We start from the raw sequence: 25,436 nt of genomic DNA on the forward strand, positions 1-25,436 counted from the left end.
TTTGAGCTTTGCGGGCTTGGCCTATAACTTTGCCATGAACATTATCAGCCCCGCCTTGAAAACTTCCATTGGTCATACGGCCTGTCCGCATGACTGTCCATCCACCTGCGCGCTTGAGGTTGATCTGACCCCGGACGGCAGGATCGGCCGGATGCGCGGCGCGCGCGACAATAGCTATACCGCAGGCGTGATCTGCGCCAAGGTGGCGCGCTATACAGAGCGGCTCTATCACCCTGACCGCTTGCTGGTGCCGCAGCGCCGGAAAGGCGCAAAAGGGGCGGGCAGCTGGCAGGAAATTTCCTGGGATGCGGCGCTGGACGAGATCGCCAATGCGTTCGTCAAAGCAGAGCAACTGCATGGCAGCGAGGCCGTCTGGCCCTATTTCTATGCCGGAACGATGGGGCAGGTGCAGCGCGATTCGATAGAGCGGCTGCGCCACGCCAAGAAATATTCCGGCTTTTTCGGCTCGATCTGCACCAATCTGGCCTGGACTGGCTATGTGATGGGCACCGGCACGCTGCGCGGCCCGGACCCTCGCGAAATGGCGGTTGCCGATTGCGTGGTGATCTGGGGCACCAATGCGGTGGCGACCCAGGTCAATGTCATGACCCATGCGGTGGCGGCCCGCAAAAATCGCGGCGCGAAAATCGTCGTCATCGATATCTACGACAATCCGACCATGAAACAGGCCGATATGGGCTTGATTCTGCGCCCTGGAACCGATGCGGCGCTGGCCTGCGCCGCCATGCATATCGCCTTTCGTGATGGTTATGCCGACCGGGAGTATATGGCTGACTTTGCCGATGATCCCGCCGGGCTGGAAGCGCATCTGAAGGACAAGACCCCGGAATGGGCCGCCAGCATCACCGGTCTTTCAATTGAAGAGATCGAAGGCTTCGCCAAATTGGTTGGCGAGACCAAAAAAACCTATTTCCGTCTTGGCTATGGCTTTACCCGCAGCCGTAATGGCGCGGTTTCCATGCATGCGGCCCTGTCGCTTTCGACCGTGCTGGGCAGCTGGCAATATGAGGGCGGCGGCGCGTTTCATTCCAACAGCGATATTTTCAAGCTCAACAAAGCCGAGTTGATGGGGACGGCGTTTGTCGATCCTGACATTCGCATGCTGGACCAGTCGCAGGTTGGCCGGGTGCTGACCGGCGATGCGGAGGCGCTGCGCCATCGCGGACCGGTGACGGCGATGCTGATCCAGAACACCAATCCGGTCAATGTTGCGCCGGAACAGCGGCTGGTAAAGCAGGGTTTTTTGCGCGACGATCTTTTCGTGGCCGTGCACGAGCATTTCATGACCGAGACATCGGAGCTTGCCGATCTGGTTCTGCCGGCAACGATGTTCGTTGAGCATGACGATCTCTATCGCGGCGGTGGCCAGAGCCATATCCTGCTTGGGCCAAAACTGGTCGAGCCGCCGGACACGGTGCGCACCAATCTCTTTGTTATCGAGGAATTGGCCAAACGGTTGGGTGTGTCGGACCTTCCGGGTTTCGGCCTCAGCGAGCGCGAGCATATCGACCATATCCTGGCGGCCAGCGGCAAACCGGATTTTGCCAGTTTCGAGCAGGATAAGTGGCTGGATTGCCAGCCGCCGTTCGAAGACGCTCATTATCTAAAAGGCTTTGCCCATCCCGATGGGAAATTCCGCTTCAGGCCGGATTGGGAAGGCACGCCCGCGCCCAACAAACCGCCACGAGCAATGGGTTCGCTGGGGCCGGTGGCCGCGCTTCCGGTTTTCCCCGATCAGATGGATGTGATCGAGACAGCGGATAGCCAGCATCCGTTCCGGCTGGCAACGTCACCCGCCCGCAATTTTCTCAACTCGACATTCGCCGAGACCAAGACCTCGCGTGATAAGGAAGGCAGACCGGAGGTGATGGTCAATCCGGCTGACGCGACGGCACTGGGTATCGGCCATGGTGATGTGGTGCAGATTGGCAACCGGCGGGGAAGCTTGCATATCCACGTCAACATCACCGATGCGGTCAAGCCCGGCGTGCTGGTGGCGGAAGGTCTTTGGCCCAACAAGGCACATCTGGACGGTGAGGGCATTAACGTGCTGACCGGTGCCGACGCGCCTGCACCCCATGGTGGGGCTGCATTTCACGATAACAAGGTTTGGGTTCGGGTATCATGAGCAAGTTCGACGCGACCAGCATTACCATTGTCGAGGACAAGACCCTGTGGAAGGGCTGGAGCCATCTGCGCAAGATGGTGTTCGATTATGCGAAACCGGATGGCACCACCCAGCGCCTCAGCTGGGAAGTTTTTGATCGCGGCCATGCGGTGGCAATCCTGCTGCATGACCCCTCCAAGAAGACCTTGCTGCTGGTGCGGCAGTTTCGCATTCCCGCCTATATGATGGGTGACAAGCCCTTTCTGCTGGAAGTGCCAGCGGGCATGACCGATGGCGAGGACGCCGAAAAGGCCGTGACCCGCGAGGTCGAGGAGGAGACGGGCTATCACATTGCCGCGCCACGTTTCCTGTTCACCGCCTATATGTCGCCGGGAGCGGTGACGGAAAAGATCCACTTCTTCTACTCACCCATCGTTGAGGCGCAAAAACTGTCGCTCGGCGGCGGGCTGGAAGCTGAACACGAAGATCTGGAACTGGTGGAAGTGCCACTTGCTGATGCAATTTCGATGATCGAGCGGGGCGACATCGTCGATGGTAAGACCATCATGCTGCTGCAATGGGCGGCGCTCAATCTGGCCTGAGGGGCGCGGTCGGGGTGGAACTGTTCCGACCAAGGCAAGCAAGCAAGGGTTTTGAGACGCTGAGGATGGGTGGCCTGCGCCCTTTTGGCTCTTGTGCGTTCTGACAATATACATTATATAATATTGTATATTGATAGAAGGCGAACCACCATGCCGAACCGCATCTCCGATACGTTTACCATTTCCAGCCAACCCTCCATGGACGAGATTGCCGCACTGGCGGACGATGGGTTTACCACGCTCATCAATCTACGCCCTGATGCCGAAGAAGGAGCGCCCGGCACGAAAGCCGAGCGAGAGGCAGCGGAAAAGGCAGGTTTGAACTATCATTTCATCCCGGTCACGATGGCCGATTTCACCGAGGCTGACGTGGAGGCTTTCCGGGCTGCGTCTCAAGGTCAGGTTAAGGTCTTTGCCCATTGCCGCAGCGGCCTGAGGGCGCTGACCCTGCATGTTCTGAGCGAAGTCCTCGATGGTTGCATGAGTGTGGACGAGGTCTCATCTTTCGGTGCCGCCCATGGCATGGATTTGAGCGCCGCCGTCGTCTGGCTCAATCGCCGTGCCGAGCGCCGTCCGCAGGTCAAGGGTTTCTTTGATCCGCGCACCTGGAGTGTGCAATATGTGGTCTCAGACCCCGCAACGAAGGTTTGCGCCATCATCGATCCGGTACTGGATTACGATGAGAAATCCGGCCAGACCTCGACCGGCAATGCCGACCGCATCCTTCGCCATATCGAGGACGAGGGGCTGACGGTCGCCTGGATTCTCGACACCCATCCCCATGCCGATCATTTTTCTGCTGCCGACTATCTGAAGGGCAAGACCGGCGCGCCGACGGCAATCGGCGCGCATGTCACCGATGTACAGAGGCTGTGGAAGGGCATCTACAATTGGCCGGAACTGAAAACCGATGGGTCGCAGTGGGACCGGCTGTTCAGCCATGGTGAGACCTTCAAGCTCGGCTCCATTGATGCGAAGGTGATGTTTTCGCCGGGGCATACGCTGGCCTCCGTCACCTATGTCATTGGCGATGCGGCCTTCGTGCATGACACGATGTTCATGCCTGATAGCGGCACGGCGCGGGCCGATTTTCCCGGTGGCGATGCCCATATGCTGTGGCAATCCATGCAGGATATTCTGGCCCTGCCTGACGACACCAGGATTTTCACCGGCCATGACTATCAGCCGGGCGGGCGCAATCCGCGTTGGGAAAGCACTGTTGCAGCGCAGAAGGCCGCCAATCCGCATCTGGCCGCTACGGATGAGGCCGGGTTCATCGCCCTGCGTCAGGCTCGCGACCGCACACTGCCGATGCCGAAGCTGATTCTGCATGCCTTGCAGGTCAATGTGCGTGGCGGACGCTTGCCGGAACCGGAAGACAATGGCCGCCGCTACCTGAAAATTCCGCTTGATGTTCTGGAGGGGGCCGCATGGTAGATCCGTTTGCTGAGATCAAGCGCCGCGCCGGCATGACGCCGAAGGCGATGGAAGAACGGGCCGATGAAGTGGCGGGACACTTGAAAACACTCGCCCACCCGGTACGCCTCATGCTGGTCTGCACGCTGGTTGAGGGCGAATGGTCGGTGGGGGAGCTGGAGGAAAAGCTGGATATTCACCAGCCGACCCTGTCGCAGCAGCTTACCGTGCTCCGCGAGGCAGGGATCGTCGAGACCCGGCGTGAGGGCAAGCAGATCTTCTACCGCCTGACGGAGGCGAAGACCCAGCGGTTGATTGCCGCCCTGTTCACGATTTTCTGTGCGGAGGATGAGGCATGATTCAGACCTATCTTCCCTCGCTCGTCGGCGGCGTGATGATTGGCGCTTCCGCCATTCTGTTTCTGGTGATGACAGGCCGCATCGCCGGTATCAGCGGCATTGTCGGACGTCTGGCCCAGGGGGCCAGCACCGCTATCAATGGCGCATTTGTCGTTGGGTTGATGCTTGGCCCCATCCTGTTCTTCGCCCTGTTTGGGGCCTGGCCGCAGGTGACGATGACGGCCAGCCTGCCGCTGGCGGTTGTTGCTGGCCTGCTGGTCGGTTTCGGTTCACGCATGGGGTCCGGCTGCACCAGCGGCCATGGCGTTCTGGGCCTGGCGAGACTGTCGCCGCGCTCCTTCGTTGCGGTCGTCACCTTTCTCTTCACCGGCATTGTCACTGTGACAATCATGAGGGGCAGCCTATGAAAACCGCCCCCTTGCAGGCTGCTGCCGCGCTCCTATCCGGTCTTCTCTTCGGTTTCGGCCTGTCCTTGTCCGGCATGCTGGACCCGGCTCGTGTCCAGGGCTTTCTTGATATTTTCGGCGCTTGGGACCCGAGCCTGATCTTCGTGCTGGGCGGTGCTGTTGTCACGGCTTTCGCCGGCATGGTGCTGGTGCGCCGTATGGTCCGTCCCGTGCTGGCGGATCGTTTCGTCATGCCGACCGCGACCCGCATCGATTTGCGGCTGGTGGCAGGCTCGGCCTTGTTCGGGATCGGTTGGGGCCTGGGCGGTTTTTGCCCCGGTCCGGCGCTGGCGGCTCTGCCGCTCGGCTATGGTGAAAGCCTGATCTTCGTCGCGGCCATGGTGATCGGTATGGTCGTGCATGATCGCTTCCTGGCGGGACGCACCCGATGAACACGCTTGTTGCGGCTATCGGTTCCGGCGGGTTGGTGGGTTTCACGCTTGGACTGCTTGGGGGAGGCGGGTCCATCTTGGCAACGCCGCTGCTGCTCTATGTGGTTGGCGTATCGCAACCGCATGTGGCTATCGGCACGGGCGCTTTGGCGGTCTCGGCCAATGCCCTTATCAATTTTGCCAGTCACGCCCTGAAAGGCAATGTCCGCTGGCGCTGCGGTGCGGTGTTTGCGGCTTTGGGTGTGCTTGGCGCGTTGGCCGGGTCCTCGCTTGGCAAGGCGATGGATGGCACGAGGCTTCTGCTGCTGTTCGGAATCGTCATGCTTGTTGTCGGGGTGTGGATGCTACGGCCCAGAAAGGCGGTGACTGCTGCTCCGAGGCCGGTGGATCTTCGCATGTGCCTGACGACGGCGCTTGTGGCGCTGCTATCGGGTGCCGCCTCCGGCTTTTTCGGGATTGGCGGCGGCTTTCTGATCGTTCCGGGGCTGATCCTTGCGACGGGCATGCCAATGATCAATGCAGTCGGAACATCGCTTATGGCCGTCACGGCCTTCGGGCTGGCGACGGCTGTGAATTACGCACTGTCAGGTCTGGTGGACTGGGCTTTGGCGGCGGAGTTCATTCTGGGTGGTCTGCTGGGCGGTATTGTCGGCACTCTGGCGGCAACCCGGCTCGGCGCGCATAAAAACACCCTCAACCGGATGTTTGCGGCGATGATCTTTCTGGTTGCCTTCTATGTGATCTACAAAAGCTCCGGCGCGATCATTACGCGCTGAGCAGCCGCGCCTCAGCATCCGCGACAAAGCCGGAGCGCTCAATGCGACCGTCTTCCAGCATGGTGACGGTGCCGCCTGCCACCAGCTGCAAGGCGACCGGATAGATGCGATGCTCCACCGTCAGGGTGCGGGTCGCCAGCGCATCAGCGGTATCGGTTGGCAACACGGGTACAGCGGCCTGCGCGACAATTGGACCTTCATCCATGCCTTCGGTGACGAAATGCACGGTGCAACCGGCAATCTTCATGCCGGCATCCAGCGCCCGCTGGTGGGTGTGCAGGCCCGGAAACAGCGGCAGAAGCGAAGGGTGAATGTTGAGAATACGGCCCTGATAGCGGCGGATGAAATCGCCCGACAGCAGCCGCATATAACCGGCAAGACAGATCAGGTCGGGCTGTACCTGATCCAGCGCCGCCAGAATGGCGGCTTCGTGGTCAGCCTTGCTGGCATAGTCCTTACGGGGAAAGGCGGCAGCGAAAATGCCGAGATCGCGGGCCTTGACCAGACCGCCAGCCTCCGGCTTGTCGGAGAATACCGCAACGATTTCCGCCGGGTAATCCGCCGCTTCGCAGGCCTTGGCCAGCGCCACCATATTGGAGCCGCTGCCAGAAACCAGCACGGCGACACGCTTTTTGGGGTGAGATGGCCTTTCGACCGCCGATGAAGGTGCCGAACTCATAAGCCGAGCGTTCCCTTGTAGACGGTACCGGGCGCGCCTTCCTCACGGGAAATCATCCGGCCGAGACGGGCGACTGTTTCGCCTTCGGCTTCCAGAGCAGCAACAACCGCATCGGCGTTTTCGGCTGCGACCACGACAATCATGCCAACGCCGCAATTGAAGGTCCGCAGCATTTCATTCTGCGCGACGCCACCGGTTTTCGACAGCCAGGAAAACACGGCGGGAACCGTGATTGACGCGAGGTTGATTTCGGCGGCCAGATGCTTGGGCAGGACGCGCGGAATATTTTCGGGAAAACCACCGCCGGTAATATGGGCCAGTGCCTTCAGGGCCTTGGTCTCGCGGATCGCCTTCAACAGCGGCTTCACATAGATGCGGGTCGGGGTCAGCAGGGCCGCGCCAAGCGTAGCACCTTCTGCAAACGGTGCCGGTGCGTCCCAGCCAAGGCCGGAAAGCTCGACGATCTTACGCACCAGCGAAAAGCCGTTGGAATGGACGCCGGATGAGGCAAGACCCAGAATGACATCGCCCTCGGCAATATCGCCAGCGGGCAGAAGCTGTCCGCGCTCGGCGGCACCGACCGCAAAACCGGCCAGATCGTAATCGCCGCCGGAATACATGCCGGGCATTTCAGCGGTCTCGCCGCCGATCAGCGCGCAGCCTGCCTCGCGGCAGCCCGCCGCAATGCCGCCAACAATGGCCGCACCCTGATCGGGATCGAGCTTGCCGGTGGCGTAATAATCAAGAAACAGCAGGGGTTCGGCACCCTGCACCACCAGATCGTTGACGCACATGGCAACGAGGTCGATGCCGACAGTGTCATGCAGGCCCGCGTCGATAGCGATCTTCAGCTTGGTGCCGACGCCGTCATTGGCCGCCACCAAAATCGGATCGGTAAAGCCTGCCGCTTTCAGGTCGAACAATCCGCCGAAGCCGCCAATCTCGCCATCGGCACCGGGGCGGCGGGTGGAGCGAACCGCAGGCTTGATCTTTTCGACCAGAAGATTGCCCGCATCGATATCGACGCCTGCATCGCTATAGGTCAGACCGTTTTTCCCCGACTGGCTCATCCGTTCGTCTCCGCTGGTTGGCAGGGTTGGCACGTTTCGCCCGCCATGGCATGGGTGGGGCCGCGATGCAAGCGCAAGGGCCGGAAACTCCCGCTTTTTCGTCGTTTTCCAAGGTCTGTGGTGGCTGCATATGCGAATTGCGGTCGCGCCACCTTGACCCTTGACGAAACACCATCCTATCTCATGTTCATCGGCACGATGCTAGGATGGCCTGTTGTGGCCCGCCCTATCCAGTTTGCAAAAGGCAATCCGCCGGGAAGGACATAAATCATGATCAAGCGCGTCAGCGGCCCCGTTTTCTGGCGGCAGGTTCTTTTCGGCATCGGCACGCTGGCGGTGGTCATCGCCTTTTTGCTGACCTTCAGCTCCATCCTGCTGCCGTTTGTGGCTGGCATGGCGCTCGCCTATTTTCTCGATCCGGTCGCCGACCGGCTGGAGCGGCTGGGCCTGTCACGGATGATGGCGACAGTGTTGATCCTGGTGTCCTTCGTGGTGATTTTCGTCTTGTCGTTGGTGATCATCATTCCGGTCCTTGTCACCCAGCTCAACGACTTCATCACCAATATCCCCGATTATGTTAGCCAGTTGCAGGCGCTGATTGCCAAATCCAACGCCTCCTGGGTACCGAAATGGCTGAATGGCCAGGTGAGCACCCAGATGGCGGCGATCAAGGGCAATTTCTCTCGCTATCTGGCAGAAGGGGCAGGCTTTATCGGCACGCTTCTGTCGCAATTGTGGAATTCCGGCAAGGCGCTGCTTGATATCATCTCCCTGTTGGTGGTGACCCCGGTCGTCGCCTTCTATCTTCTGCTCGACTGGGACCGGATGATGGCCAAGCTGGACAGCCTCATTCCGCGCAACCAGGTCGGCGCCGTGCGGGAAATCGCCCGTGAAATGAACCGGACCATTGCCGGTTTCGTGCGTGGCCAGGGCTCGCTCTGCCTCATCCTCGGCATTTACTACGCGGTCGGCCTGTCGCTGATCGGTTTGAATTTTGGCCTGCTGATCGGGTTTTTCACCGGCATGATCAGCTTCATTCCTTATGTCGGCTCATCCGTCGGGCTAATTCTGGCGCTGGGCATGGCGGCGGTGCAGTTCTGGCCGGACTATCTCTGGGTGGTCATAACAGGCGTATTCTTCTTCACTGGCCAGTTCCTGGAAGGCAATGTCCTTCAGCCCAAGCTGGTCGGCTCCAGCGTCGGCCTGCACCCGGTTTGGCTGATGTTTGCGATGTTCGCCTTCGGCTCGCTCTTCGGTTTTCTTGGGGTTCTGGTTGCCGTTCCCTGCGCGGCGGCAGTTGGCGTGCTTGTTCGCTTTGCCGTGCGGCGGTATCTTGACAGCGATCTATACTATGGTGAGGAGGCGACCGTGATCAAGGACGTCCGCCCTCCCGTCATTTCAGAGACGTAAATGCGTGACATCGACAAGACAGCGGCCCGACGCCAAGCATATGACGGCAAAACGGGCGAACAATTGCCGCTCGCCTTGGGCCACAGGCCGGCATCGGGCCGTGACGACCTGCTTGTCTCTGGCCGGCTGGCGGCTGCCGTGTCTGTTGTCGATGCCTGGCCCAACTGGCCGTCACCGGTGGTGATCTTGTCGGGGCCGCAAGGCTCCGGTAAATCGCATCTGGCGGAAATCTGGCGGACGCAAAGCGGGGCTGTTGATATTCTGCCTGTGTCGGGAGCGGATGCCTCCATGACCGCATCCAAGGGGGCGGTGCTGTTTGAGGACGCTGACCGGGCGGATTTCGACGAGGTCGAGCTGTTTCATGTGATCAATAGCGTCAAGCAGCATGGGACGAGCCTGCTGATCACTTCGCGCACATGGCCGCTGTCCTGGCCGGTTAAGCTTGCGGACCTGCGTTCCCGGCTGAAGGCCGCGACACTGGTTGAAATTGGCGAGCCGGACGAGGCCTTGCTGTCGCAGGTGATCGTCAAGCTGTTTGCCGACCGCCAATTGGCGATTGATGAGCGGGTCGTTGATTATATCGTTCAGCGTATGGAACGGTCGCTGGCTGCCGCCCAGGCCGTGGTTGAGCAATTGGACCGGTTGGCACTGGCGCGGCGGGCAAAAATTTCGCGCGCGCTGGCGGCAGAGGTTCTGGACGCGGTCGTGGCGCACGATCGCTAAAGCCTGTCACAGGAACGTCGTGTTGCTGGTATAGTTGGGCAAGTCTCTGACTCGGAAACCGTTTCAGGGTGGAGTGTAGTTTATCGGGTGGAAGGGGCTGGAGCATCATGGATGATGCGCCAACCTTTATATGCCGGAAGGCATTGAAAACGAAGGCGGGAACAATGGAATCGGTAACGGAATCGGCGGTATCTCAGGAAACGGTTATCCTGGCGGGAGAAGAGGTCGCGCGCGAGGAATTGCTCTCCAGCCCGCATCGCTTCATCAACCGCGAATTTTCCTGGCTGCAATTCAATCGGCGGGTGCTGGAGGAAACCCTGAACACCGCCCATCCGTTGCTGGAGCGTGTGCGCTTCCTGTCGATTTCCGCCGCCAACCTGGATGAGTTTTTCATGGTGCGTGTTGCCGGGCTGGAAGGCCAGGTGCGCCAGGGTATTGTTATCAAAAGCCCTGATGGACGCACGCCGGTTGAGCAGCTGGAAGATATCCTCAAGGAAATCGACAATCTGCAAATGGAACAGCAGGCATCGCTGGCCGTCTTGCAGCAATATCTCGCCAAGGAAGACATTCTGATCGTCCGGCCCTCCGCTCTTTCCGAGGAAGACCGCACCTGGCTTGGCACTGAATTCGAGCAGTCGATCTTTCCTGTCCTGACGCCACTGTCCATCGATCCGGCCCATCCGTTCCCCTTCATTCCCAATCTCGGTTTTTCCATGGGCCTGCAACTGGAAAGCCTGCACGGCAAGGAGCCGATGACCGCACTGCTGCGCCTGCCGACCGCGCTGGACCGCTTCATTCGCCTGCCCGACGACAAGAACACCATCCGCTACATCACGCTCGAAGACGTGGTCGGCATGTTCATCCACCGGCTCTATCCCGGTTATGACGTCAAGGGTTACGGCACGTTCCGCATCATCCGCGACAGCGATATCGAGGTCGAGGAAGAAGCCGAAGATCTGGTCCGGTTTTTCGAAACAGCTCTGAAACGCCGTCGTCGTGGCAAGGTGATCCGCATCGAAACCGATTCGGAAATGCCAGCGGCGCTGCGCCAGTTCGTGGTGCAGGAGCTGAATGTGCCTGATAACCGCGTTGCGGTTCTGCCGGGGCTGTTGGCGCTGAATACCATATCCGAAATCACCAAGGCACCGCGCGAAGATTTGCGGTTTGAGCCTTACAATGCCCGCTTCCCGGAGCGGGTCCGCGAGCATATGGGCGATTGCCTGGCGGCCATCCGCGAGAAGGACATGGTGGTTCACCACCCTTACGAAAGCTTCGATGTCGTGGTGCAGTTCCTGCTGCAGGCCGCTCGTGATCCCGACGTGCTGGCCATCAAGCAGACGCTTTACCGCACCTCCAATGACAGCCCGATTGTCCGCGCCCTGATCGATGCCGCCGATGCCGGAAAATCGGTGACGGCGCTGGTGGAGTTGAAGGCCCGGTTTGATGAAGAGGCCAATATCCGCTGGGCACGCGATCTGGAGCGGGCAGGCGTGCAGGTGGTGTTCGGCTTTATCGAGCTGAAGACCCATGCCAAGATGTCGATGGTGGTGCGCCGCGAGGACGGCAAGCTTAGAACCTATTGCCATCTCGGCACCGGCAACTACCACCCGATTACCGCGAAGATCTATACGGACCTGTCGTTCTTCACCTGCAATCCGAAGATTGCGCACGACATGGCCAATGTCTTCAATTTCATCACCGGCTATGGAGAGCCGGAGGAAAACATGAAGCTGGCGGTGTCTCCCTACACGATGCGCTCGCGCATTCTGCGTCATATCGAGGAAGAAACCAGCAATGCCAAGGACGGTAAGCCGTCCGGCATCTGGATGAAGATGAACTCGCTGGTCGATCCTGAGATCATCGATGCGCTTTACCGTGCCAGCCGCGCCGGGGTCGAAGTGGATCTGGTCATTCGCGGCATTTGCTGCCTGCGGCCGCAGGTGGCGGGTCTCTCGGAAAATATCCGGGTCAAATCGATCATCGGACGTTTCCTTGAGCACAGCCGGATTTTCTGCTTCGGCAACGGCCATCGTCTGCCCTCCGAAAAGGCGCTGGTCTATATCGGCTCGGCCGATATGATGCCGCGCAATCTCGACCGGCGTGTCGAAACCTTGGTGCCGCTGGTCAACCCAACCGTGCATGAACAGGTTCTCTCACAGATCATGCTGGGCAATCTGATTGACAACCAGCAGAGCTACGAGATATTGCCCGATGGAACGTCGAGGCGCATCGATGTGCGTGCGGGCGAGGAACCTTTTAACGCGCAACAGTATTTCATGACCAATCCCAGCCTGTCCGGGCGGGGAGAAGCTTTGAAATCGAGCGCGCCGAAGCTGATCGCCGGGGTTGTCTCCGGTCGAAAAAGCTAGAGTTTGCCTTAGGAAAAGTGGAACCCAGTTTTCCCGAAAAGACAAACGAAAACAAGAGTAGCGAGAGTCTGTCTGGTTCAATCTGAACCTGACAGACTCTAAGCAGGATTTCCGAAAGGCGGTGACCGGCTTTCGGAGCGAACCTGCAAAGCAAGTGAACGCCAAACTGGATACGCATGACCCAATCCGAAGCGCAGGGGCGTCTCCCCGGAATTTCCCCTGTTTCCGTCGTCGATATCGGCTCGAATTCCATTCGTCTGGTGATCTATGAAGGCCTGTCGCGGGCGCCTGCCATTCTCTTTAACGAGAAAGTGCTGTGCGGCTTGGGCAAGGGCCTCGCCAAGACTGGCAGGATGGATGAAGAGGGTGTCAGGCGCGCACTTTTGGCGTTGAAGCGTTTTCACGCCTTGTCGCAGCAGGCCCGTGCGGTCTCCATGCATGTGCTGGCAACGGCGGCGGCGCGCGAGGCGCAAAACGGTCCCGCATTCATCGCCGAGGCCGAAGCAATCCTCGACCATAAAATCGAAGTTCTGTCCGGCGAGGAAGAGGCGCTTTATTCCGCCTATGGCATCATCAGCGGCTTTCACGACCCGGATGGCATTGCCGGCGATCTGGGTGGCGGTTCTCTCGAGCTGGTCGATGTCAAGGGGCAGGCGATTGGCAAGGGAATTACCCTGCCACTCGGCGGCTTGCGGCTATCGGAACTATCAGAAGGCTCTCTTGAAAAGGCGGCCAGTTTTACCCGCAAACAGGTTCGCTCCGCCAGCCTTCTGAAAAATGGCCAAGGCCGGACCTTTTATGCGGTCGGTGGCACATGGCGCAATATTGCCAAGCTGCATATGGAAATCCGCAATTATCCCCTGCATATGATGCAGGGCTATGAAGTGTCCACCGCCGAGATGATGCAGTTTCTCGACGAAATCCTGACTGGTGTTAGCGCCCGCGCACCGGCTTGGCAGACTGTTTCCAAGAGCCGCCGCACATTGATTCCTTTTGGCGCGGTTGCGCTTCGCGAAGTGCTGGAGGCCATGCAGCCTGCCCGGGTCTGCTTTTCCGCGCAAGGCGTGCGTGAGGGCTATCTTTATTCCAAGCTGTCGGACGAGATCCGCGCGCTGGACCCATTGCTGGAAGCGGCCGACGAATTGGCAATCCTGCGCGCCCGCTCGCCGGAACATGCGCGTGAGCTTGCAGAGTGGTCCGGCGCGATGATGCCGTTTTTCGATGTCGTGGAGACGGAGGAGGAGGCGCGTTATCGTCAGGCCGCCTGCCTTCTGGCCGATCTGAGCTGGCGCGCCCATCCCGATTATCGCGGCTTGCAGGCGCTGAACCTGATTGCCCACTCCTCCTTTGTCGGCATCAGCCATCCGGGCCGGGCCTTTATCGCGCTCAGCAATTACTACCGGTTCGAAGGCCTGCATGACGATGGGCAGACCGGTCCGCTCGCCACCATTGCCACGCAGAGACTGCTGGATCGGGCAAAGCTATTGGGTGGGCTGCTGCGCGTGGTCTATCTGTTTTCGGCCTCGATGCCGGGCGTGGTCCATCACCTGACCTTCGAGCGCTCGAAGCGGTCGGATCTCGACCTCGAATTCGTGATACCGAAGGAATATCACGATTTTGCCGGCGAGCGCTTGGATGGCCGTTTGCAGCAACTGTCGAAACTGACAGGCAAGCGGCTGGCCTTTCGGTTTGAGTGAGCTGATTGCTGCTGTTGTTATTGGTGATCGTTGATCTCATCTGCCCGTGATCCGGCAAGTCCCTCAGCCAGCGCTTTACGAAAGGCCGCGAGCGTTTCGGCGCTGACATAGTGCTCGATTCCTTCGGCGTCGATCCGCGCGGTCTTTTCGCAGACGCCGAGCATTTTCAGAAAATCCTCGACAGTCTCATGCCGCTCCCGGCTTTCCTGAGCCAGTTTTTCTCCGGCCTCGGTCAGGAAAACTCCGCGATAGGGCTTGCGGGAAATCAGACCGCCCTCGGTCAGTCGGGCCAGCATCTTGGCCACGGTCGGTTGGGCGACGCCGAGCCGTTGGGCGATATCGACCTGACGGGCCTCCTGACCTTCGGCGATCAGATCTGCGATCAGTTCGACATAATCCTCCACCAGCGCGCTGCGTTGCGCCTCGCGCGCCTGCCGGAAGCCTTCAGAATGGGCGTCGGCATCCGGCAGGGAACCGGTCCGGGGCTTTGAAGGTGACGTGCGCGCCAAATGCTGGTCCTCGTATTCAGTGGGGTACTCGCCTTGCACCATTTTTGACGCAACCGTGCGCTGTGGCCTGGTCCAGGCGAAACAATGCAGTAGCAAGTCTTGGCCTTGATGACCAGCCTCCGGCGGCTTTCGAAAAACAGCGGGATTGCGGGATGCGGCCCATAGGCAGAACCTTCGAATAAAGCCAAAGCAATAGAATATAGCCTATTGCATAATTAAAAAAACCGGCGCAGATTGTTGCGAATTAATCGCAATAAAAACAGGCTACGGGCACTTATGTCAAAATTGGAAACCAGTCCCGCCCCGAAAGGGGCCTGGGGTTTTGCGCGGCCAGGAGACGACCGCGCCAGTCTGCCGGAAGTGCATGCCTCGGTCCATGTGCCGAAGATTGGCTCGTGGATGCGCAAGCTGATGGCCTTTGCCGGACCGGGCTATATGATTTCGGTCGGCTATATGGACCCCGGTAACTGGGCGACGGATATCGCTGGCGGGTCGCAATTTGGCTATACGCTTTTGTCGGTCATCATGATTTCCAACCTGATGGCGATCCTGTTGCAGGCGCTGTCAGCCCGGCTTGGCATTGCCACCGGGCGGGATCTCGCCCAGGCCTGCCGCGATCATTATTCGCCGCCGGTGCGCATCTGTCTGTGGCTGGCATGCGAAGTGGCGATTATCGCCTGCGATCTGGCGGAAGTGATCGGCACGGCCATCGCCCTGCAATTGCTGTTCGGCATACCGCTGATCGGCGGCGCGCTGATCACCGCGCTCGATACGTTTTTGCTGTTGCTGTTGATGAACAAGGGTTTTCGTTTCCTGGAAGCCTTCGTGGTCTCGATGCTGACCATTATCGCCCTGTGTTTCCTGGCGCAGATCATCGCCGCCCAACCGCCGGTCGCCGAGATTCTATCGGGCTTCATTCCCTCCGCCGAAGTGATCACCAATCGCGAAATGCTCTATGTCGCCATCGGCATTATCGGCGCGACGGTCATGCCGCATAATCTCTACCTGCATTCTTCCATCGTCCAGACCCGCGCCTATGAGCGCAATGACCGTGGCCGTAAGGATGCGATCAAATGGGCGACGCTGGACAGCACGATTGCGCTGATGCTGGCGCTGTTCGTCAATGCCTCGATCCTGATCATCGCCGCCGTGGTGTTTCATGCCAATGGTCGCACCGATGTGGCGGAAATCGAGCAGGCGCATCAATTGTTGTCGCCGCTTCTGGGCTTCGGCCTTGCCTCCACCCTGTTTGCCGTGGCGCTGCTGGCCTCCGGCATCAATTCCACCGTCACGGCAACGCTGGCCGGACAGATCGTCATGGAAGGGTTCCTGCGGCTGACCATCCCCAATTGGGCGCGCCGCCTGCTGACCCGCTGTCTGGCGATCATTCCGGTCGTGATCGTCACCTGGCTTTACGGCAACAAGGGAACGGCGGAACTGCTGGTGCTGAGCCAGGTCATCTTGTCGATGCAATTGCCCTTTGCCGTCGTGCCGTTGGTGCAATTCGTCAGCGATAAGCGCAAGATGGGCTCGTTCGTCATTTCCCGCTGGACGGCTGCCCTGGCCTGGGTGATCGCCGCGATCATCATCGCGCTCAATCTCAAACTGCTCTGGGACGTCTTCAGCGGGGCTGTGTAAGCGCCAGCACGGCAAAACTTGCCAGCCAGTGCTCGCCCATGTATTCGCCCGCGACATGGGCGAGTGCGGCATCCAGATGCCGTTCAGCGGCTTGGATGAGCACCAGGCTGGCGGTATCCTGAGCCGTCAGCGCCGCTGCCAGCGCATAAAAGCACCAGGCCCGGCTGAGGTTTAGCCCGTCCAGATGGGCGATCTTGCCATCGCTGCGGTCGGAAACATTGGCTGGCTGCATCAGATGCGCAGGCTCGCCCCGGGCGAGCTCCGGCAGGAAACGTGACAGCCAGCCGGAAAATTCCCCACGTGGCAGAAGCCGACGCATGCATTCGGCCTCGATCAGCGACGAGGACAGGAATTCGTCGCCGGAGGGTTCTCCCCAGGCCGTGCAAGTGTGGTCGTCGCCATACCAGCGCCGGGCCGTTTGCTCAAGAAGTGTCAGGAATGCGGAATTGCCCGATACGTCCCCATAGTCTGCGGCCAGCCGCAGGGCAAAAGCGGTATTGTAATGGGTGCCGACCCGGACCGGATAGGTCACCAGCGGCAAAAATGCCTCAAAGCGCGCGACGATCCGTTGGGTGAGCGGCAGCAAGGCTAGCGCCCAACCCGGCCTTTCGTGACCCGCCAATTCGGCTGCAAGCGCCAGAAGCCAGCCCCAGCCATAGGGCCTTTCATAGCCACGGGATGAGGGTCTGTCGAAATAGCGGCATTCTCCGGCGATGTTTTCCGCGACCAGCATGGTATCGAACAGGTCGCGGATGGCCGGTGCGGATGGCATGGAGGGAAAAAGCCTGAGCAGCCGCGCCAGCATCCAATAGCCATGCACGCAGGAATGCCAGTCGAAACTGCCGTAGAACACCGGATGCAGGGCCGAGGGCGTCACTTCAGTCTCAGCACCATCGAACACATGCATGATGTGATTGGGATATTCCTTGGTGACATGGCAAAGGGCAATCACGGCAAAATTGTTCGCCGTCTCGATATCCAGAATCCTCTGTGGCATGGCCATCAAGCTTCCTCCTCGGCGATCAGCAAGTCACCCCAATCGGCCCGGCGCGCCGCCTTGAAGAGTGCGCCATCACGGCGGCTGAGAGTGGTCTCCTCTGCCGTTCCATTGCCTTGGCACAGTTTCAGCTTCACCATGCCGCTGGCAAGCCGGGGTGGCAGCAGGACCCGCGCACCGGATAAGGTCACAGGCTGGCGCGAGGCGGCGATGAAAATGTATTTCTCGTCTTCCCACGGCACTTCGCCTTGTTTCACCTGCCGATGCAGGCGGGAACGGGCAACGCGCCGTGAAAAGTGACACCAGTCCGGGCTGACGATCGGACAGAGCTGCTGGTGAGGGCAGGGTGCAAGCAGATGGGCGCCCGCATCGAGAAGCGCCTGCCGTGCTGTGACAATCCGCTGCCAGCCTGCTGGCGTGCCGGGCTCGACAATGATGATCGTGCCGCCGGTCAAGGCCCAGAGCTTTGCCGTCATGCTTGCCACCGCATCAATAGGTAACTCATCAAGCACATAGGCCAGCGTCACCAGATCGGCAGGGACCATAGGCGGCAGGGTTTTGGTGAGATCTCCCGCCTGCCAGTCGCAGGCAAAGGGCAGGGCTTGCGAGAGGCTTTTACCGATGGCGCGAATGGCAGGGCTGGCCTCGATCAGCGTCGCCTGTTCCAATTGCGGCCAGCAATCGGCGGCGGCCCAAAGCGCGGTGCCGGGGCCGGAGCCAAAATCGCTCAAGGTTTTCGGGGAGAAATCCGCCTGCACCTCGGCCACCATGTCCATCGCCGCCCTGACGGCGGCGAAAGTGGCGGGCAGGCGAGCGGCGAGATAAGCGCGTGCGGCCAGATCGTCGCTGATATGCAACTGCCCGTCGCGTACTTCCTTGCGGTAACGCTGGGACAGGCGTTCGGCGGCTTTCATCAAGGGCGCAAGCGGTTGATGTTCCAGCAGGCGCTCAACGGCGCTTTTCAGGGGTGAGGGGAGTTCCAAGGTAACGGTCCGGCGGGTTGAAGAATTGGGAAACAGTGCTGCGAGGGCGATCTTATCAGCCGGACGTTACGCTGTCCCATTCCGGTTTCAGCAGTGACATCTGCACGAGGTCACCGCGTTGGTCCTGACGATGACCATAGGCCCCGCGCAGCACGCCTTCCTGTTGAAAGCCGAGCTTGCTGTAAAGCGCGTGGGCGCGCCGGTTATTCGGTATGTGGGTTAGCCAGATCCGATAGGCGGAGGTGGTGGTGAATGCCCAATCCAGCGCAAGCCGCATCATCGCCGTGCCGGTTCCCTTTTCGGGAGCGGCAACCACGACGCGCTTGATATAGAGATTATCCTGCGGATCATTGATGTCGCGGAACAACACGAAGCCGAGCGGCTCGCCATTCGGCGACACGGCGATCCGATAGGCCTTCGCCGGATCATTGAGATTGGCAAGATGTTCCGCCGCGCTAAACCGGCCGACCAGCAGGTCGTAACCGGGCTGGCGCTCCGCTGACATCATGAACCCGATATCGCCTTCTGTGGCCGCGCGCAGCGACACCATCAAGGTTCGATAAATTCGACGGCTTCGATCTTCTTGCCGACGAAGCGGAGGGCAACCCCGCCATTGATCAGCTTCAGCGCCGATTCGCCGAACAGATCACGCCGCCAGCCGCGCATGGCCTGCACATCGGCCTGTTCGCCCTCGACGGCAATCTTTTCCAGGTCGTCGGTATTGGCGATCATCTTGGCGGCGACGCCATGCTGTTCACAGGTCAGGCGCAGCAGTACCTTGAGCAGTTCCACCGCCGGTGCGGTGCCTTCCGGCACATGGTTCTGGCGCTGGACCTGCGGCCATTCGGCCTTAGGAATTGCCAGGGCGGCATTGACCGCCTCGATGATCGCGCCGCCCGGCGTAGAGCGCTCCCAACCCTTCGGAATGGTCCTCAGCCGTCCGAGCGCCTCGACATCCCTGGGCTGCTGCTGGGCGATTTCGAAAATGGCGTCGTCCTTGATGACCCGCGAGCGGGGGACGTTGCGGGCGCGGGCCTCACGCTCACGCCAGGCGGTGACGGCCTTCATCACCATCAGTTCCTGCGGTTTTCTCAGCCGCATCTTCAGGCGCTGCCAGGCATCGTCGGGGTGTAGATCATAGGTGTCGCGGGATTCGAGAATGGCCATTTCCTCGCTCAGCCAGCTGGCGCGGCCTTCACGTTCCAGTTCTGCATTTAGAGTCAGGTAGACGTCGCGCAGATGGGTGACATCGGCGAGCGCATAATCCAGCTGCTTTTCCGAAAGCGGACGGCGGCTCCAGTCGGTAAAGCGCGAGCTTTTGTCGATATGGATATTCTTGATCTTCTGGACCAGCTGGTCATAGGACACGCTGTCGCCAAAGCCGCAGACCATGGCCGCCACCTGGGTGTCGAAGATAGGATGGGGAATAAGATTGCCCAGGTGAAAAATGATTTCAATATCCTGGCGCGCGGCGTGAAACACCTTGATCACATCGCCATTGGCCATCAACTTGAAAAAGGGTGCAAGGTCGAGCCCCTCGGCCAGCGGATCGACGATCACTTCCAGATCGGGACTGGCCATCTGGATCAGGCACAGTTCCGGCCAGAAAGTGGTTTCACGCAGGAATTCAGTATCAATGGTGATAAATTCAGATTTGGCCAGTTTTTCGCAAGCGGCTTCTAAATCTTGAGTTGTAGAAATCATTGGGCCCCGGCATATCTCTTCGAATTCATTTCTTTCCTTCCCCCTTGCGTCCTTATTGTCAAGTTGATGACAAGGTTTGAGGCCGTCTATGGCCAAAACTCCCCGGTTTTTAACGGATCGTGACGCCAATGTGACCGAGAGGACACGGTGCCTGTCCAAGCCCCCGGCGGCAGCGGGTTCGGGTCGGTTTTCTACCTGGGCATGAAGCACGAATGCCGAATGAGAATGCCTCCGGTCATGTGACCCTGACATAGCTGGTCATGCCGGTCTTCTGGTGCTCGATGATGTGGCAATGCAAAACCCAGTCGCCGGGATTGTCGGCCACCAAAGCGAGTTGCACCTTTTCATCGGGCATGACCAGGTAGGTGTCGGAGATCAGCGGTACGGCAGGACGGTTGTTGGAGGCAATCACCTGGAAATTCATGCCGTGCAGATGGATGGGGTGGGCGTGAGGCGTGTCGTTCACCAGGTCGAAGATGTAGCTCTTGCCCAGCTTCAATTCGGCCAGCGGCGCGGTCGGGTCGGGTGTGTCGCCCGGCCATGTCACCTTGTTGATTGCCCAGAAGGAATAGCCGAGCGTGCCGCAGATTGACTCTTTCGCGCCGTTTTCCGCCGTGGCGGAGAGCACCAGCGGAATATGCTGGGCGGATGCGAGATCTGGCTTGTCGAAGGGATTGGGCCGCAGCGGCGGCACGTCCTTCAGATCGCGTTTCAAGGACGCGCCGGTGGCACGGAAGCTGACGACGGTTTTTGGCGTGCTGGGGCGAATATCGGTCAGCCGTGCCTCGCTGCCTTCGCTGTCGGGCATTTTCAGGATGATGTCCATGCGCTGGCCGGGGGCGACGATGGCAAGCTGCATCGGCAGGATCGCTGGCACCGGCTGGCCGTCCAGCGCGACGATCACCGTTTCTGCGCCTTCCAGTTTCAGCGTATAGATCCGCGTTACGTCGGTGTTGACGATCCGAACCCGGGTCAAACCGCCGCTGGGCGCATCGTAGCGCGGCTCCACCTGCCAATTGGCAGTGCGCACGGTGCCGAATGTTCCGGCCCGGGCCGTGTCGCGCGGCTTAAATAGCGCGATGAACTGGCCATCTTCGCCCAGCCGCCAGTCGCGCAGATTGAGATCGATTTCCGCGTCGAAGGCCGGGTCGTCAGGGTCTTCTACCACGATCATTCCGGTCATGCCGGTCGCCATCTGGGTCAGCGTGTTGCAATGCGGGTGATACCAGAACGTACCGGCATCCGGCGGCGTGAAGGCGTAATCGAAGCTGTCGCCCTGATAGACATAGGGCTGGGTCAGGAACGGCACGCCGTCCATCGCGTTTGGAATCCGCAAGCCATGCCAGTGAATGGTGGTGGCATCATCGATATGGTTTATCAGTTTTGCGGCGAAAGGCTCGCCCCGGCGCATGCGGATGGTGGGTGGCATTGCCGCCGTCTGGCCCGGCAGAGCAAAGCTCATCAGCTTTTTCGTCTCATGGCTGCCGTCGAGGGTGGCTGAGGTAAACCGCGCCTCGATTTCCAACGGCTTGGGGGCGGCAAAGGCCATGCGCGTGCCCTGGAAGCGGCTGGCAATGCCGAGCCCTGCGCCATAGGCAGTGGCAACAGCGGAGGCTTTCAACAGGGTGCGGCGGGAGAGAATGGGCATGATGGGCGGTTCCAGCGTCGGACGGGACGTTGGTCTTTTAAAGTTGATTGTGGAAATCAGCAATATCCCAGGCGTATGCCTCCGAGCCTATTTCCGCTTCGTTCGCACAGGTGCAGCGAGCTTGCTGAAAAAGGCCGAGGTGCGCAGCAGCGCCCGGAAGGGATAGCGTCGCTCCTCCGTCGGGACCGCTTCGCGCGCCCGCATCCGCAGCAGGGTGTAGAGGATGAACAGCGCCAGCACGACGACCATATAGCTAAACAGCGCCCTTGGTCCGAAATGGTCGAGCAGGACGGAGGCAAACATCGGCCCGACCACGGCCCCGCAGGACCAGAAGAACAGGGTTCCTGCCGAGACCAGCGCATGCTGGCCGGGGGCGGCATGGTCATTGGCATGGGCTGAGCACAGCGAATAAAGCGGCATGGCAAAGGCGCCGAACAGGAAAATCCCGATAAAATTGAGGATTTCGCTCGTTCCCGCCACGAAGGTCAGGAATAGCCCGGCTAGCATGGCACCGCCGGCGGCCACCAGAATGATGGTGCGCCGATCCAGCTTGTCGGAATAATGGCCGAGCGGATATTGTAGCACGACACCGGCAAAAATCCCGATGCTCATGAAGGTGACGATGGCCGTGACCGACATGCCGATGCCTTCGGCATAGATGGGGCCGAGCGACCGGAAACTGGAATTGGTCAGCCCCACCACAATACAGCCGATGGTCGCCAGCGGCGAAATGCCCCACAGGGCCTTGATGTTAAACTCCACATGCCGGGGTGGGGCAGGGCTGGTGCGGTCGGCAAAGGAAATCGGTACCAGCGACAGAGACAGCGCCATGGCGATCAGCGCAAACAGATCGACACCGGAAATCCCGACCGCCGGAATGATATATTGCGCGACCGTCACTGAGCCGAGATCGACGAAGCGATAGATCGACAAGGTGCGCGCCCGTGTCTCGTTGGTGACGCGGGCATTGAGCCAGCTTTCCACCACGGCGAACAGCCCGGCAAAGCAGACGCCCTGGATGAGCCGCATCGAAAACCACGCGGCAGGATGAATGAAGATCAGCATGGCGATGGAGGCGGCAGAAGCAATCGCCGCCAGCCCGGCAAAGGCGCGGATATGGCCGATTTCCCGGATCAGCCTCGTCACATAGATGCAGCCGATGGCAAAGCCGATATTATAGCCGGTGCCGACCACGCCGATCATCGTCGTCGAGAACCCTTCTTCGAGGGCGCGCAGCGAAATGAACGTGCCCTGCAAGCCATTGCCGCCGATCAGAATACCGGCGGTGACGAGCAGGGGCAAAAGCGGACGTATATCGTTCATGATGGGCCGGATTTTCAAATGCAGGTGAGTCGGGCTATAACAGCATGCGACGTTTACCCCGGCAGGAGATGCCGATATAGCGTAAATCCAAAGCGTAAAAGCCTGTAGCCTTGACAAATCGGGCCGGCCATGCGCTTTTCCGCCCGATTTTCCATGCCAGCCAAGCGCGCATTCCTTGCGTCCGTGCTGACCTTTTACACATGTCCAGGATCGTTCGAAATGCATCGTTATCGCAGCCACACCTGTGCCGCTCTCCGCAAGTCCGATGTTGGTGCCACCGTGCGCCTTTCCGGCTGGGTCCATCGCGTCCGCGACCACGGCGGCGTTCTCTTCATCGACCTTCGTGACCATTACGGCATCACGCAGGTGGTGGCCGATCCCGATAGTCCGGCCTTCAAGCTGGCCGAAACCGTGCGCGGCGAGTGGGTGATCCGCATCGATGGCGTGGTCAAGGCCCGTGCCGATGAGACGGTCAACAAGGCCATGCAGACCGGCGAAATCGAGCTTTATGCGCAGGAAATCGAAATTCTCGCCGTCGCCAAGGAATTGCCGCTGCCAGTGTTTGGCGAGCCGGACTATCCAGAAGATGTGCGCCTGAAGTACCGCTTCATCGACCTTCGCCGCGAAACCCTGCACAAGAACATCGTCAAGCGCACCCAGATTATTTCATCCATGCGCAACGGCATGAGTGAGCTTGGCTTTGCCGAATACACCACGCCCATCCTGACCGCCTCTTCGCCCGAAGGTGCGCGCGACTTTCTGGTGCCAAGCCGTATCCACGAAGGCCAGTTCTTCGCCCTGCCGCAGGCTCCGCAGCAGTATAAGCAGCTGTTGATGGTGGCTGGTTTCGACCGCTACTTCCAGATTGCGCCCTGCTTCCGCGATGAAGACCCGCGCGCTGACCGTCTGCCCGGCGAGTTCTACCAGCTCGACGTGGAAATGAGCTTCGTGACCCAGGAAGATGTCTGGACCACGATGGAACCGATGATGACCAAGGTGTTCGAGCAGTTTGCCGAAGGCAAGCCTGTGACGAAGCAATGGCCACGCATTCCCTATGATGAAGCGATCCGCAAATACGGCTCCGATAAGCCCGATCTGCGTAACCCAATTGTTATGCAGGCCGTGACCGAGCATTTCGCTGATTCAGGCTTCAAGATTTTCGCAAGCATGATTGCCGCCAACCCGAAGGTTGAGGTCTGGGCGATCCCGGTCAAGCACACGGAAGCAACCGGCGCGATTGGCCGCGCCGTCTGCGACCGCATGAATGCCTGGGCGCAATCGACCGGCCAGCCGGGCCTTGGCTACATCTTCTGGAAGGAAGAAGACGGCAAGGTTGCCGGTTCCGGCCCCTTGGCCAAGAACATCGGCGAAGAACGTACAGCCGCCATTGCCGCCCAGCTTGGCCTTGGCGCGGGCGATGCCTGCTTCTTCGTCGCCGGTGATCCGGCCAAGTTCTACAAGTTCGCTGGCGAAGCCCGCACCCGTGCAGGTGAAGAGCTGAACCTTATTGACCGCGACCGGTTTGAAATGTGCTGGATTGTCGACTTCCCGTTCTACGAATGGAGCGAGGAAGAAAAGAAGATCGACTTCGCCCACAACCCGTTCTCCATGCCGCAGGGCGGGTTGGAAGCCTTCGACAGCCAAGACCCGCTGACACTCAAGGCTTACCAATATGACGCCGTCTGCAACGGCTTTGAAATCGCTTCCGGCTCGATCCGTAACCAGTCGCCAGAACTGATGGTCAAGGCGTTCGAGAAGGTTGGTCTCAGCCAGACGGACGTGGAAGAACGCTTCGGCGGCCTCTACCGCGCCTTCCAATACGGCGCACCGCCGCATGGCGGCTGCGCATTTGGTATCGACCGCGTGGTCATGCTGCTGGTGGGTGCCAAGAACTTGCGCGAAATCTCGCTGTTCCCAATGAACCAGCAGGCGCAGGATCTGTTGATGGGCGCACCGGCTCCGGCAACGCCGACCCAGCTGCGCGAATTGGCGCTGCGCGTGGTGCCGACGCCTAAGAAAGACTGAACCGATGTGGTCCCGGTTTGCTAGCCATATCCGGGATGCCTTCAGCCACGCGACCGCCGCAGCTTTAGCTGCGGCGGTCGCGTTTTATGGTGCCCACTGGCTGTTCGGCCATCAGCAGCCGATTTTTGCCGCCATAGCCGCGATCATCTGTCTGGCCCCGGGCATTCCCAATCACCTGCGCCAAGGTATCAATGTTGTCATTGGCGTGACCATCGGCATCGCGGTCGGCGAGCTGATCTTTCTTCTGCCGATAAGTGTGCTCGGCGTGCAGATTTCGCTGGCCATATTCGCCGCGATGTTTCTGGGCGCGTTGGCCAATCTGGCACCCGTCACGCCTATCCAGGCTGGCGCCTCAGCACTTCTGGTCATCCTGCTTGGCCCTGCGACCGGTGGGCTGGTGCGCTTTCTCGATGTCATCATCGGCGTCTCCACCGGACTTGTCTTCGCGCTCATCCTGTTTCGCAATGCGACGACACTGCATGACACAGCGACCACGCCCAGCAAGGATGCAGGGCAGGGGCCGCAGGAAAAATAGCGCAATC

Annotated in this window: 23 protein-coding genes; 14 read left to right on the forward strand and 9 right to left on the reverse strand. The window is 59.9% G+C overall.

Annotation, left to right across the window (positions count from 1 at the left end; translation table 11 throughout):
- Nucleotides 1-34: 34 nt before the first annotated feature.
- From AVCG78_RS04015 to AVCG78_RS04045, 7 genes are all read left to right on the forward strand, one after another.
- The gene (locus tag AVCG78_RS04015) at nucleotides 35-2,149 is read left to right on the forward strand and encodes a molybdopterin-containing oxidoreductase family protein (protein WP_071585349.1); all 2,115 of its coding nucleotides are present in this window, start codon (nucleotides 35-37) and stop codon (nucleotides 2,147-2,149) included.
- Nucleotides 2,146-2,730, forward strand: a complete 585-nt coding sequence (locus AVCG78_RS04020) for an NUDIX domain-containing protein (protein WP_071204670.1) — start codon at nucleotides 2,146-2,148, stop codon at nucleotides 2,728-2,730. Before AVCG78_RS04015 ends, AVCG78_RS04020 begins: the two co-directional genes overlap by 4 nt.
- A gap of 150 nt (nucleotides 2,731-2,880) precedes the next feature.
- Complete coding sequence (blh, locus tag AVCG78_RS04025) at nucleotides 2,881-4,167, forward strand: bifunctional sulfur transferase/dioxygenase Blh (RefSeq protein ID WP_071204669.1); 1,287 nt, start codon at nucleotides 2,881-2,883, stop codon at nucleotides 4,165-4,167.
- A complete protein-coding gene (bigR, locus tag AVCG78_RS04030) occupies nucleotides 4,161-4,505 on the forward strand; it encodes a sulfite-sensing transcriptional repressor BigR (protein ID WP_015915547.1) in 345 nt (114 codons plus the stop codon). Before blh ends, bigR begins: the two co-directional genes overlap by 7 nt.
- Entirely contained in the window at nucleotides 4,505-4,912 is a 408-nt protein-coding gene (locus tag AVCG78_RS04035; protein WP_071204773.1) for a YeeE/YedE family protein, read from the forward strand. The genes bigR and AVCG78_RS04035 overlap by 1 nt, the downstream gene beginning before the upstream one ends.
- Nucleotides 4,909-5,343: a YeeE/YedE family protein gene (locus tag AVCG78_RS04040; protein WP_071204668.1), complete on the forward strand. Its 435-nt coding sequence runs from the start codon at nucleotides 4,909-4,911 to the stop codon at nucleotides 5,341-5,343. Before AVCG78_RS04035 ends, AVCG78_RS04040 begins: the two co-directional genes overlap by 4 nt.
- The gene (locus tag AVCG78_RS04045) at nucleotides 5,340-6,119 is read left to right on the forward strand and encodes a sulfite exporter TauE/SafE family protein (protein ID WP_071204667.1); all 780 of its coding nucleotides are present in this window, start codon (nucleotides 5,340-5,342) and stop codon (nucleotides 6,117-6,119) included. Before AVCG78_RS04040 ends, AVCG78_RS04045 begins: the two co-directional genes overlap by 4 nt.
- Here the strand turns inward: AVCG78_RS04045 and purN are convergent.
- Nucleotides 6,109-6,798 (reverse strand): phosphoribosylglycinamide formyltransferase, encoded by a 690-nt coding sequence (gene purN / locus AVCG78_RS04050; protein WP_071204666.1) that lies wholly within the window; start codon nucleotides 6,796-6,798, stop codon nucleotides 6,109-6,111. The two genes, AVCG78_RS04045 and purN, sit on opposite strands and share 11 nt — an antisense overlap.
- Nucleotides 6,795-7,868, reverse strand: coding sequence for a phosphoribosylformylglycinamidine cyclo-ligase (purM, locus tag AVCG78_RS04055; RefSeq protein WP_071204665.1), 1,074 nt, complete (start codon nucleotides 7,866-7,868; stop codon nucleotides 6,795-6,797). Before purM ends, purN begins: the two co-directional genes overlap by 4 nt.
- Nucleotides 7,869-8,138: 270 nt before the next feature.
- On the opposite strand from purM, the gene AVCG78_RS04060 reads away from it, so the two are divergent.
- The 4 genes from AVCG78_RS04060 to ppx all read left to right on the forward strand — a co-directional run bounded on the left by AVCG78_RS04060 (nucleotide 8,139) and on the right by ppx (nucleotide 14,067).
- Entirely contained in the window at nucleotides 8,139-9,278 is a 1,140-nt protein-coding gene (locus AVCG78_RS04060; RefSeq protein WP_060715830.1) for an AI-2E family transporter, read from the forward strand.
- A complete protein-coding gene (gene hdaA / locus AVCG78_RS04065) occupies nucleotides 9,279-10,001 on the forward strand; it encodes a DnaA regulatory inactivator HdaA (RefSeq protein WP_071585303.1) in 723 nt (240 codons plus the stop codon).
- 164 nt (nucleotides 10,002-10,165) lie between these two features.
- A complete protein-coding gene (locus AVCG78_RS04070; RefSeq protein ID WP_041696409.1) occupies nucleotides 10,166-12,370 on the forward strand; it encodes an RNA degradosome polyphosphate kinase in 2,205 nt (734 codons plus the stop codon).
- Between the two features lie 176 nt (nucleotides 12,371-12,546).
- The gene (ppx, locus tag AVCG78_RS04075) at nucleotides 12,547-14,067 is read left to right on the forward strand and encodes an exopolyphosphatase (protein WP_071204663.1); all 1,521 of its coding nucleotides are present in this window, start codon (nucleotides 12,547-12,549) and stop codon (nucleotides 14,065-14,067) included.
- 17 nt (nucleotides 14,068-14,084) lie between these two features.
- Here ppx and mntR read toward each other — a convergent pair whose 3' ends face one another.
- The gene (gene mntR, locus AVCG78_RS04080; RefSeq protein WP_234634047.1) at nucleotides 14,085-14,618 is read right to left on the reverse strand and encodes a manganese-binding transcriptional regulator MntR; all 534 of its coding nucleotides are present in this window, start codon (nucleotides 14,616-14,618) and stop codon (nucleotides 14,085-14,087) included.
- A gap of 234 nt (nucleotides 14,619-14,852) precedes the next feature.
- Here mntR and AVCG78_RS04085 point away from each other — a divergent pair, with 234 nt between their 5' ends.
- Complete coding sequence (locus AVCG78_RS04085) at nucleotides 14,853-16,214, forward strand: Nramp family divalent metal transporter (protein WP_015915558.1); 1,362 nt, start codon at nucleotides 14,853-14,855, stop codon at nucleotides 16,212-16,214.
- On the opposite strand, the gene AVCG78_RS04090 is transcribed toward AVCG78_RS04085, so the two are convergent.
- From AVCG78_RS04090 to AVCG78_RS04115, 6 genes are all read right to left on the reverse strand, one after another.
- Entirely contained in the window at nucleotides 16,198-17,217 is a 1,020-nt protein-coding gene (locus AVCG78_RS04090) for a DUF2891 domain-containing protein (protein ID WP_139191419.1), read from the reverse strand. The genes AVCG78_RS04085 and AVCG78_RS04090 overlap by 17 nt on opposite strands.
- Nucleotides 17,217-18,194, reverse strand: coding sequence for a small ribosomal subunit Rsm22 family protein (locus tag AVCG78_RS04095; protein WP_071204661.1), 978 nt, complete (start codon nucleotides 18,192-18,194; stop codon nucleotides 17,217-17,219). The genes AVCG78_RS04090 and AVCG78_RS04095 overlap by 1 nt, the downstream gene beginning before the upstream one ends.
- A 55-nt stretch (nucleotides 18,195-18,249) precedes the next feature.
- The gene (locus tag AVCG78_RS04100) at nucleotides 18,250-18,744 is read right to left on the reverse strand and encodes a GNAT family N-acetyltransferase (RefSeq protein ID WP_071204660.1); all 495 of its coding nucleotides are present in this window, start codon (nucleotides 18,742-18,744) and stop codon (nucleotides 18,250-18,252) included.
- Entirely contained in the window at nucleotides 18,744-19,898 is a 1,155-nt protein-coding gene (gene rnd, locus AVCG78_RS04105; protein WP_071585301.1) for a ribonuclease D, read from the reverse strand. Before rnd ends, AVCG78_RS04100 begins: the two co-directional genes overlap by 1 nt.
- A 235-nt stretch (nucleotides 19,899-20,133) precedes the next feature.
- Nucleotides 20,134-21,546 carry a multicopper oxidase family protein gene (locus AVCG78_RS04110; protein WP_071204769.1) on the reverse strand — a complete coding sequence of 471 codons (1,413 nt, stop codon included), beginning with the start codon at nucleotides 21,544-21,546 and terminating at the stop codon, nucleotides 20,134-20,136.
- 87 nt (nucleotides 21,547-21,633) lie between these two features.
- Nucleotides 21,634-22,869, reverse strand: coding sequence for an MFS transporter (locus tag AVCG78_RS04115; RefSeq protein ID WP_087727712.1), 1,236 nt, complete (start codon nucleotides 22,867-22,869; stop codon nucleotides 21,634-21,636).
- Between the two features lie 219 nt (nucleotides 22,870-23,088).
- Between AVCG78_RS04115 and aspS the strand changes: the two genes are divergently transcribed.
- Both aspS and AVCG78_RS04125 read left to right on the forward strand, forming a co-directional pair.
- Nucleotides 23,089-24,894, forward strand: coding sequence for an aspartate--tRNA ligase (aspS, locus tag AVCG78_RS04120; RefSeq protein WP_015915565.1), 1,806 nt, complete (start codon nucleotides 23,089-23,091; stop codon nucleotides 24,892-24,894).
- A gap of 4 nt (nucleotides 24,895-24,898) precedes the next feature.
- Entirely contained in the window at nucleotides 24,899-25,429 is a 531-nt protein-coding gene (locus tag AVCG78_RS04125; protein ID WP_071204657.1) for an FUSC family protein, read from the forward strand.
- Nucleotides 25,430-25,436 lie beyond the last annotated feature (7 nt).

Source organism: Gillisella vitis (genome assembly GCF_021559775.1).
GTDB lineage: Bacteria > Pseudomonadota > Alphaproteobacteria > Rhizobiales > Rhizobiaceae > Allorhizobium > Allorhizobium ampelinum.

Coding starts and splice junctions, on each gene's coding strand:
- AVCG78_RS04015 (WP_071585349.1), top strand. CDS start 35: ATGAACATTATCAGCCCCGCCTTGAAAACTTCCATTGGTCATACGGCC.
- AVCG78_RS04020 (WP_071204670.1), top strand. CDS start 2,146: ATGAGCAAGTTCGACGCGACCAGCATTACCATTGTCGAGGACAAGACC.
- blh (WP_071204669.1), top strand. CDS start 2,881: ATGCCGAACCGCATCTCCGATACGTTTACCATTTCCAGCCAACCCTCC.
- bigR (WP_015915547.1), top strand. CDS start 4,161: ATGGTAGATCCGTTTGCTGAGATCAAGCGCCGCGCCGGCATGACGCCG.
- AVCG78_RS04040 (WP_071204668.1), top strand. CDS start 4,909: ATGAAAACCGCCCCCTTGCAGGCTGCTGCCGCGCTCCTATCCGGTCTT.
- AVCG78_RS04045 (WP_071204667.1), top strand. CDS start 5,340: ATGAACACGCTTGTTGCGGCTATCGGTTCCGGCGGGTTGGTGGGTTTC.
- purN (WP_071204666.1), bottom strand. CDS start 6,798: ATGAGTTCGGCACCTTCATCGGCGGTCGAAAGGCCATCTCACCCCAAA.
- purM (WP_071204665.1), bottom strand. CDS start 7,868: ATGAGCCAGTCGGGGAAAAACGGTCTGACCTATAGCGATGCAGGCGTC.
- AVCG78_RS04060 (WP_060715830.1), top strand. CDS start 8,139: ATGATCAAGCGCGTCAGCGGCCCCGTTTTCTGGCGGCAGGTTCTTTTC.
- hdaA (WP_071585303.1), top strand. CDS start 9,279: ATGCGTGACATCGACAAGACAGCGGCCCGACGCCAAGCATATGACGGC.
- AVCG78_RS04070 (WP_041696409.1), top strand. CDS start 10,166: ATGGAATCGGTAACGGAATCGGCGGTATCTCAGGAAACGGTTATCCTG.
- ppx (WP_071204663.1), top strand. CDS start 12,547: ATGACCCAATCCGAAGCGCAGGGGCGTCTCCCCGGAATTTCCCCTGTT.
- mntR (WP_234634047.1), bottom strand. CDS start 14,618: ATGGTGCAAGGCGAGTACCCCACTGAATACGAGGACCAGCATTTGGCG.
- AVCG78_RS04085 (WP_015915558.1), top strand. CDS start 14,853: ATGTCAAAATTGGAAACCAGTCCCGCCCCGAAAGGGGCCTGGGGTTTT.
- AVCG78_RS04090 (WP_139191419.1), bottom strand. CDS start 17,217: ATGGCCATGCCACAGAGGATTCTGGATATCGAGACGGCGAACAATTTT.
- AVCG78_RS04100 (WP_071204660.1), bottom strand. CDS start 18,744: ATGGTGTCGCTGCGCGCGGCCACAGAAGGCGATATCGGGTTCATGATG.
- rnd (WP_071585301.1), bottom strand. CDS start 19,898: ATGATTTCTACAACTCAAGATTTAGAAGCCGCTTGCGAAAAACTGGCC.
- AVCG78_RS04110 (WP_071204769.1), bottom strand. CDS start 21,546: ATGCCCATTCTCTCCCGCCGCACCCTGTTGAAAGCCTCCGCTGTTGCC.
- AVCG78_RS04115 (WP_087727712.1), bottom strand. CDS start 22,869: ATGAACGATATACGTCCGCTTTTGCCCCTGCTCGTCACCGCCGGTATT.
- aspS (WP_015915565.1), top strand. CDS start 23,089: ATGCATCGTTATCGCAGCCACACCTGTGCCGCTCTCCGCAAGTCCGAT.
- AVCG78_RS04125 (WP_071204657.1), top strand. CDS start 24,899: ATGTGGTCCCGGTTTGCTAGCCATATCCGGGATGCCTTCAGCCACGCG.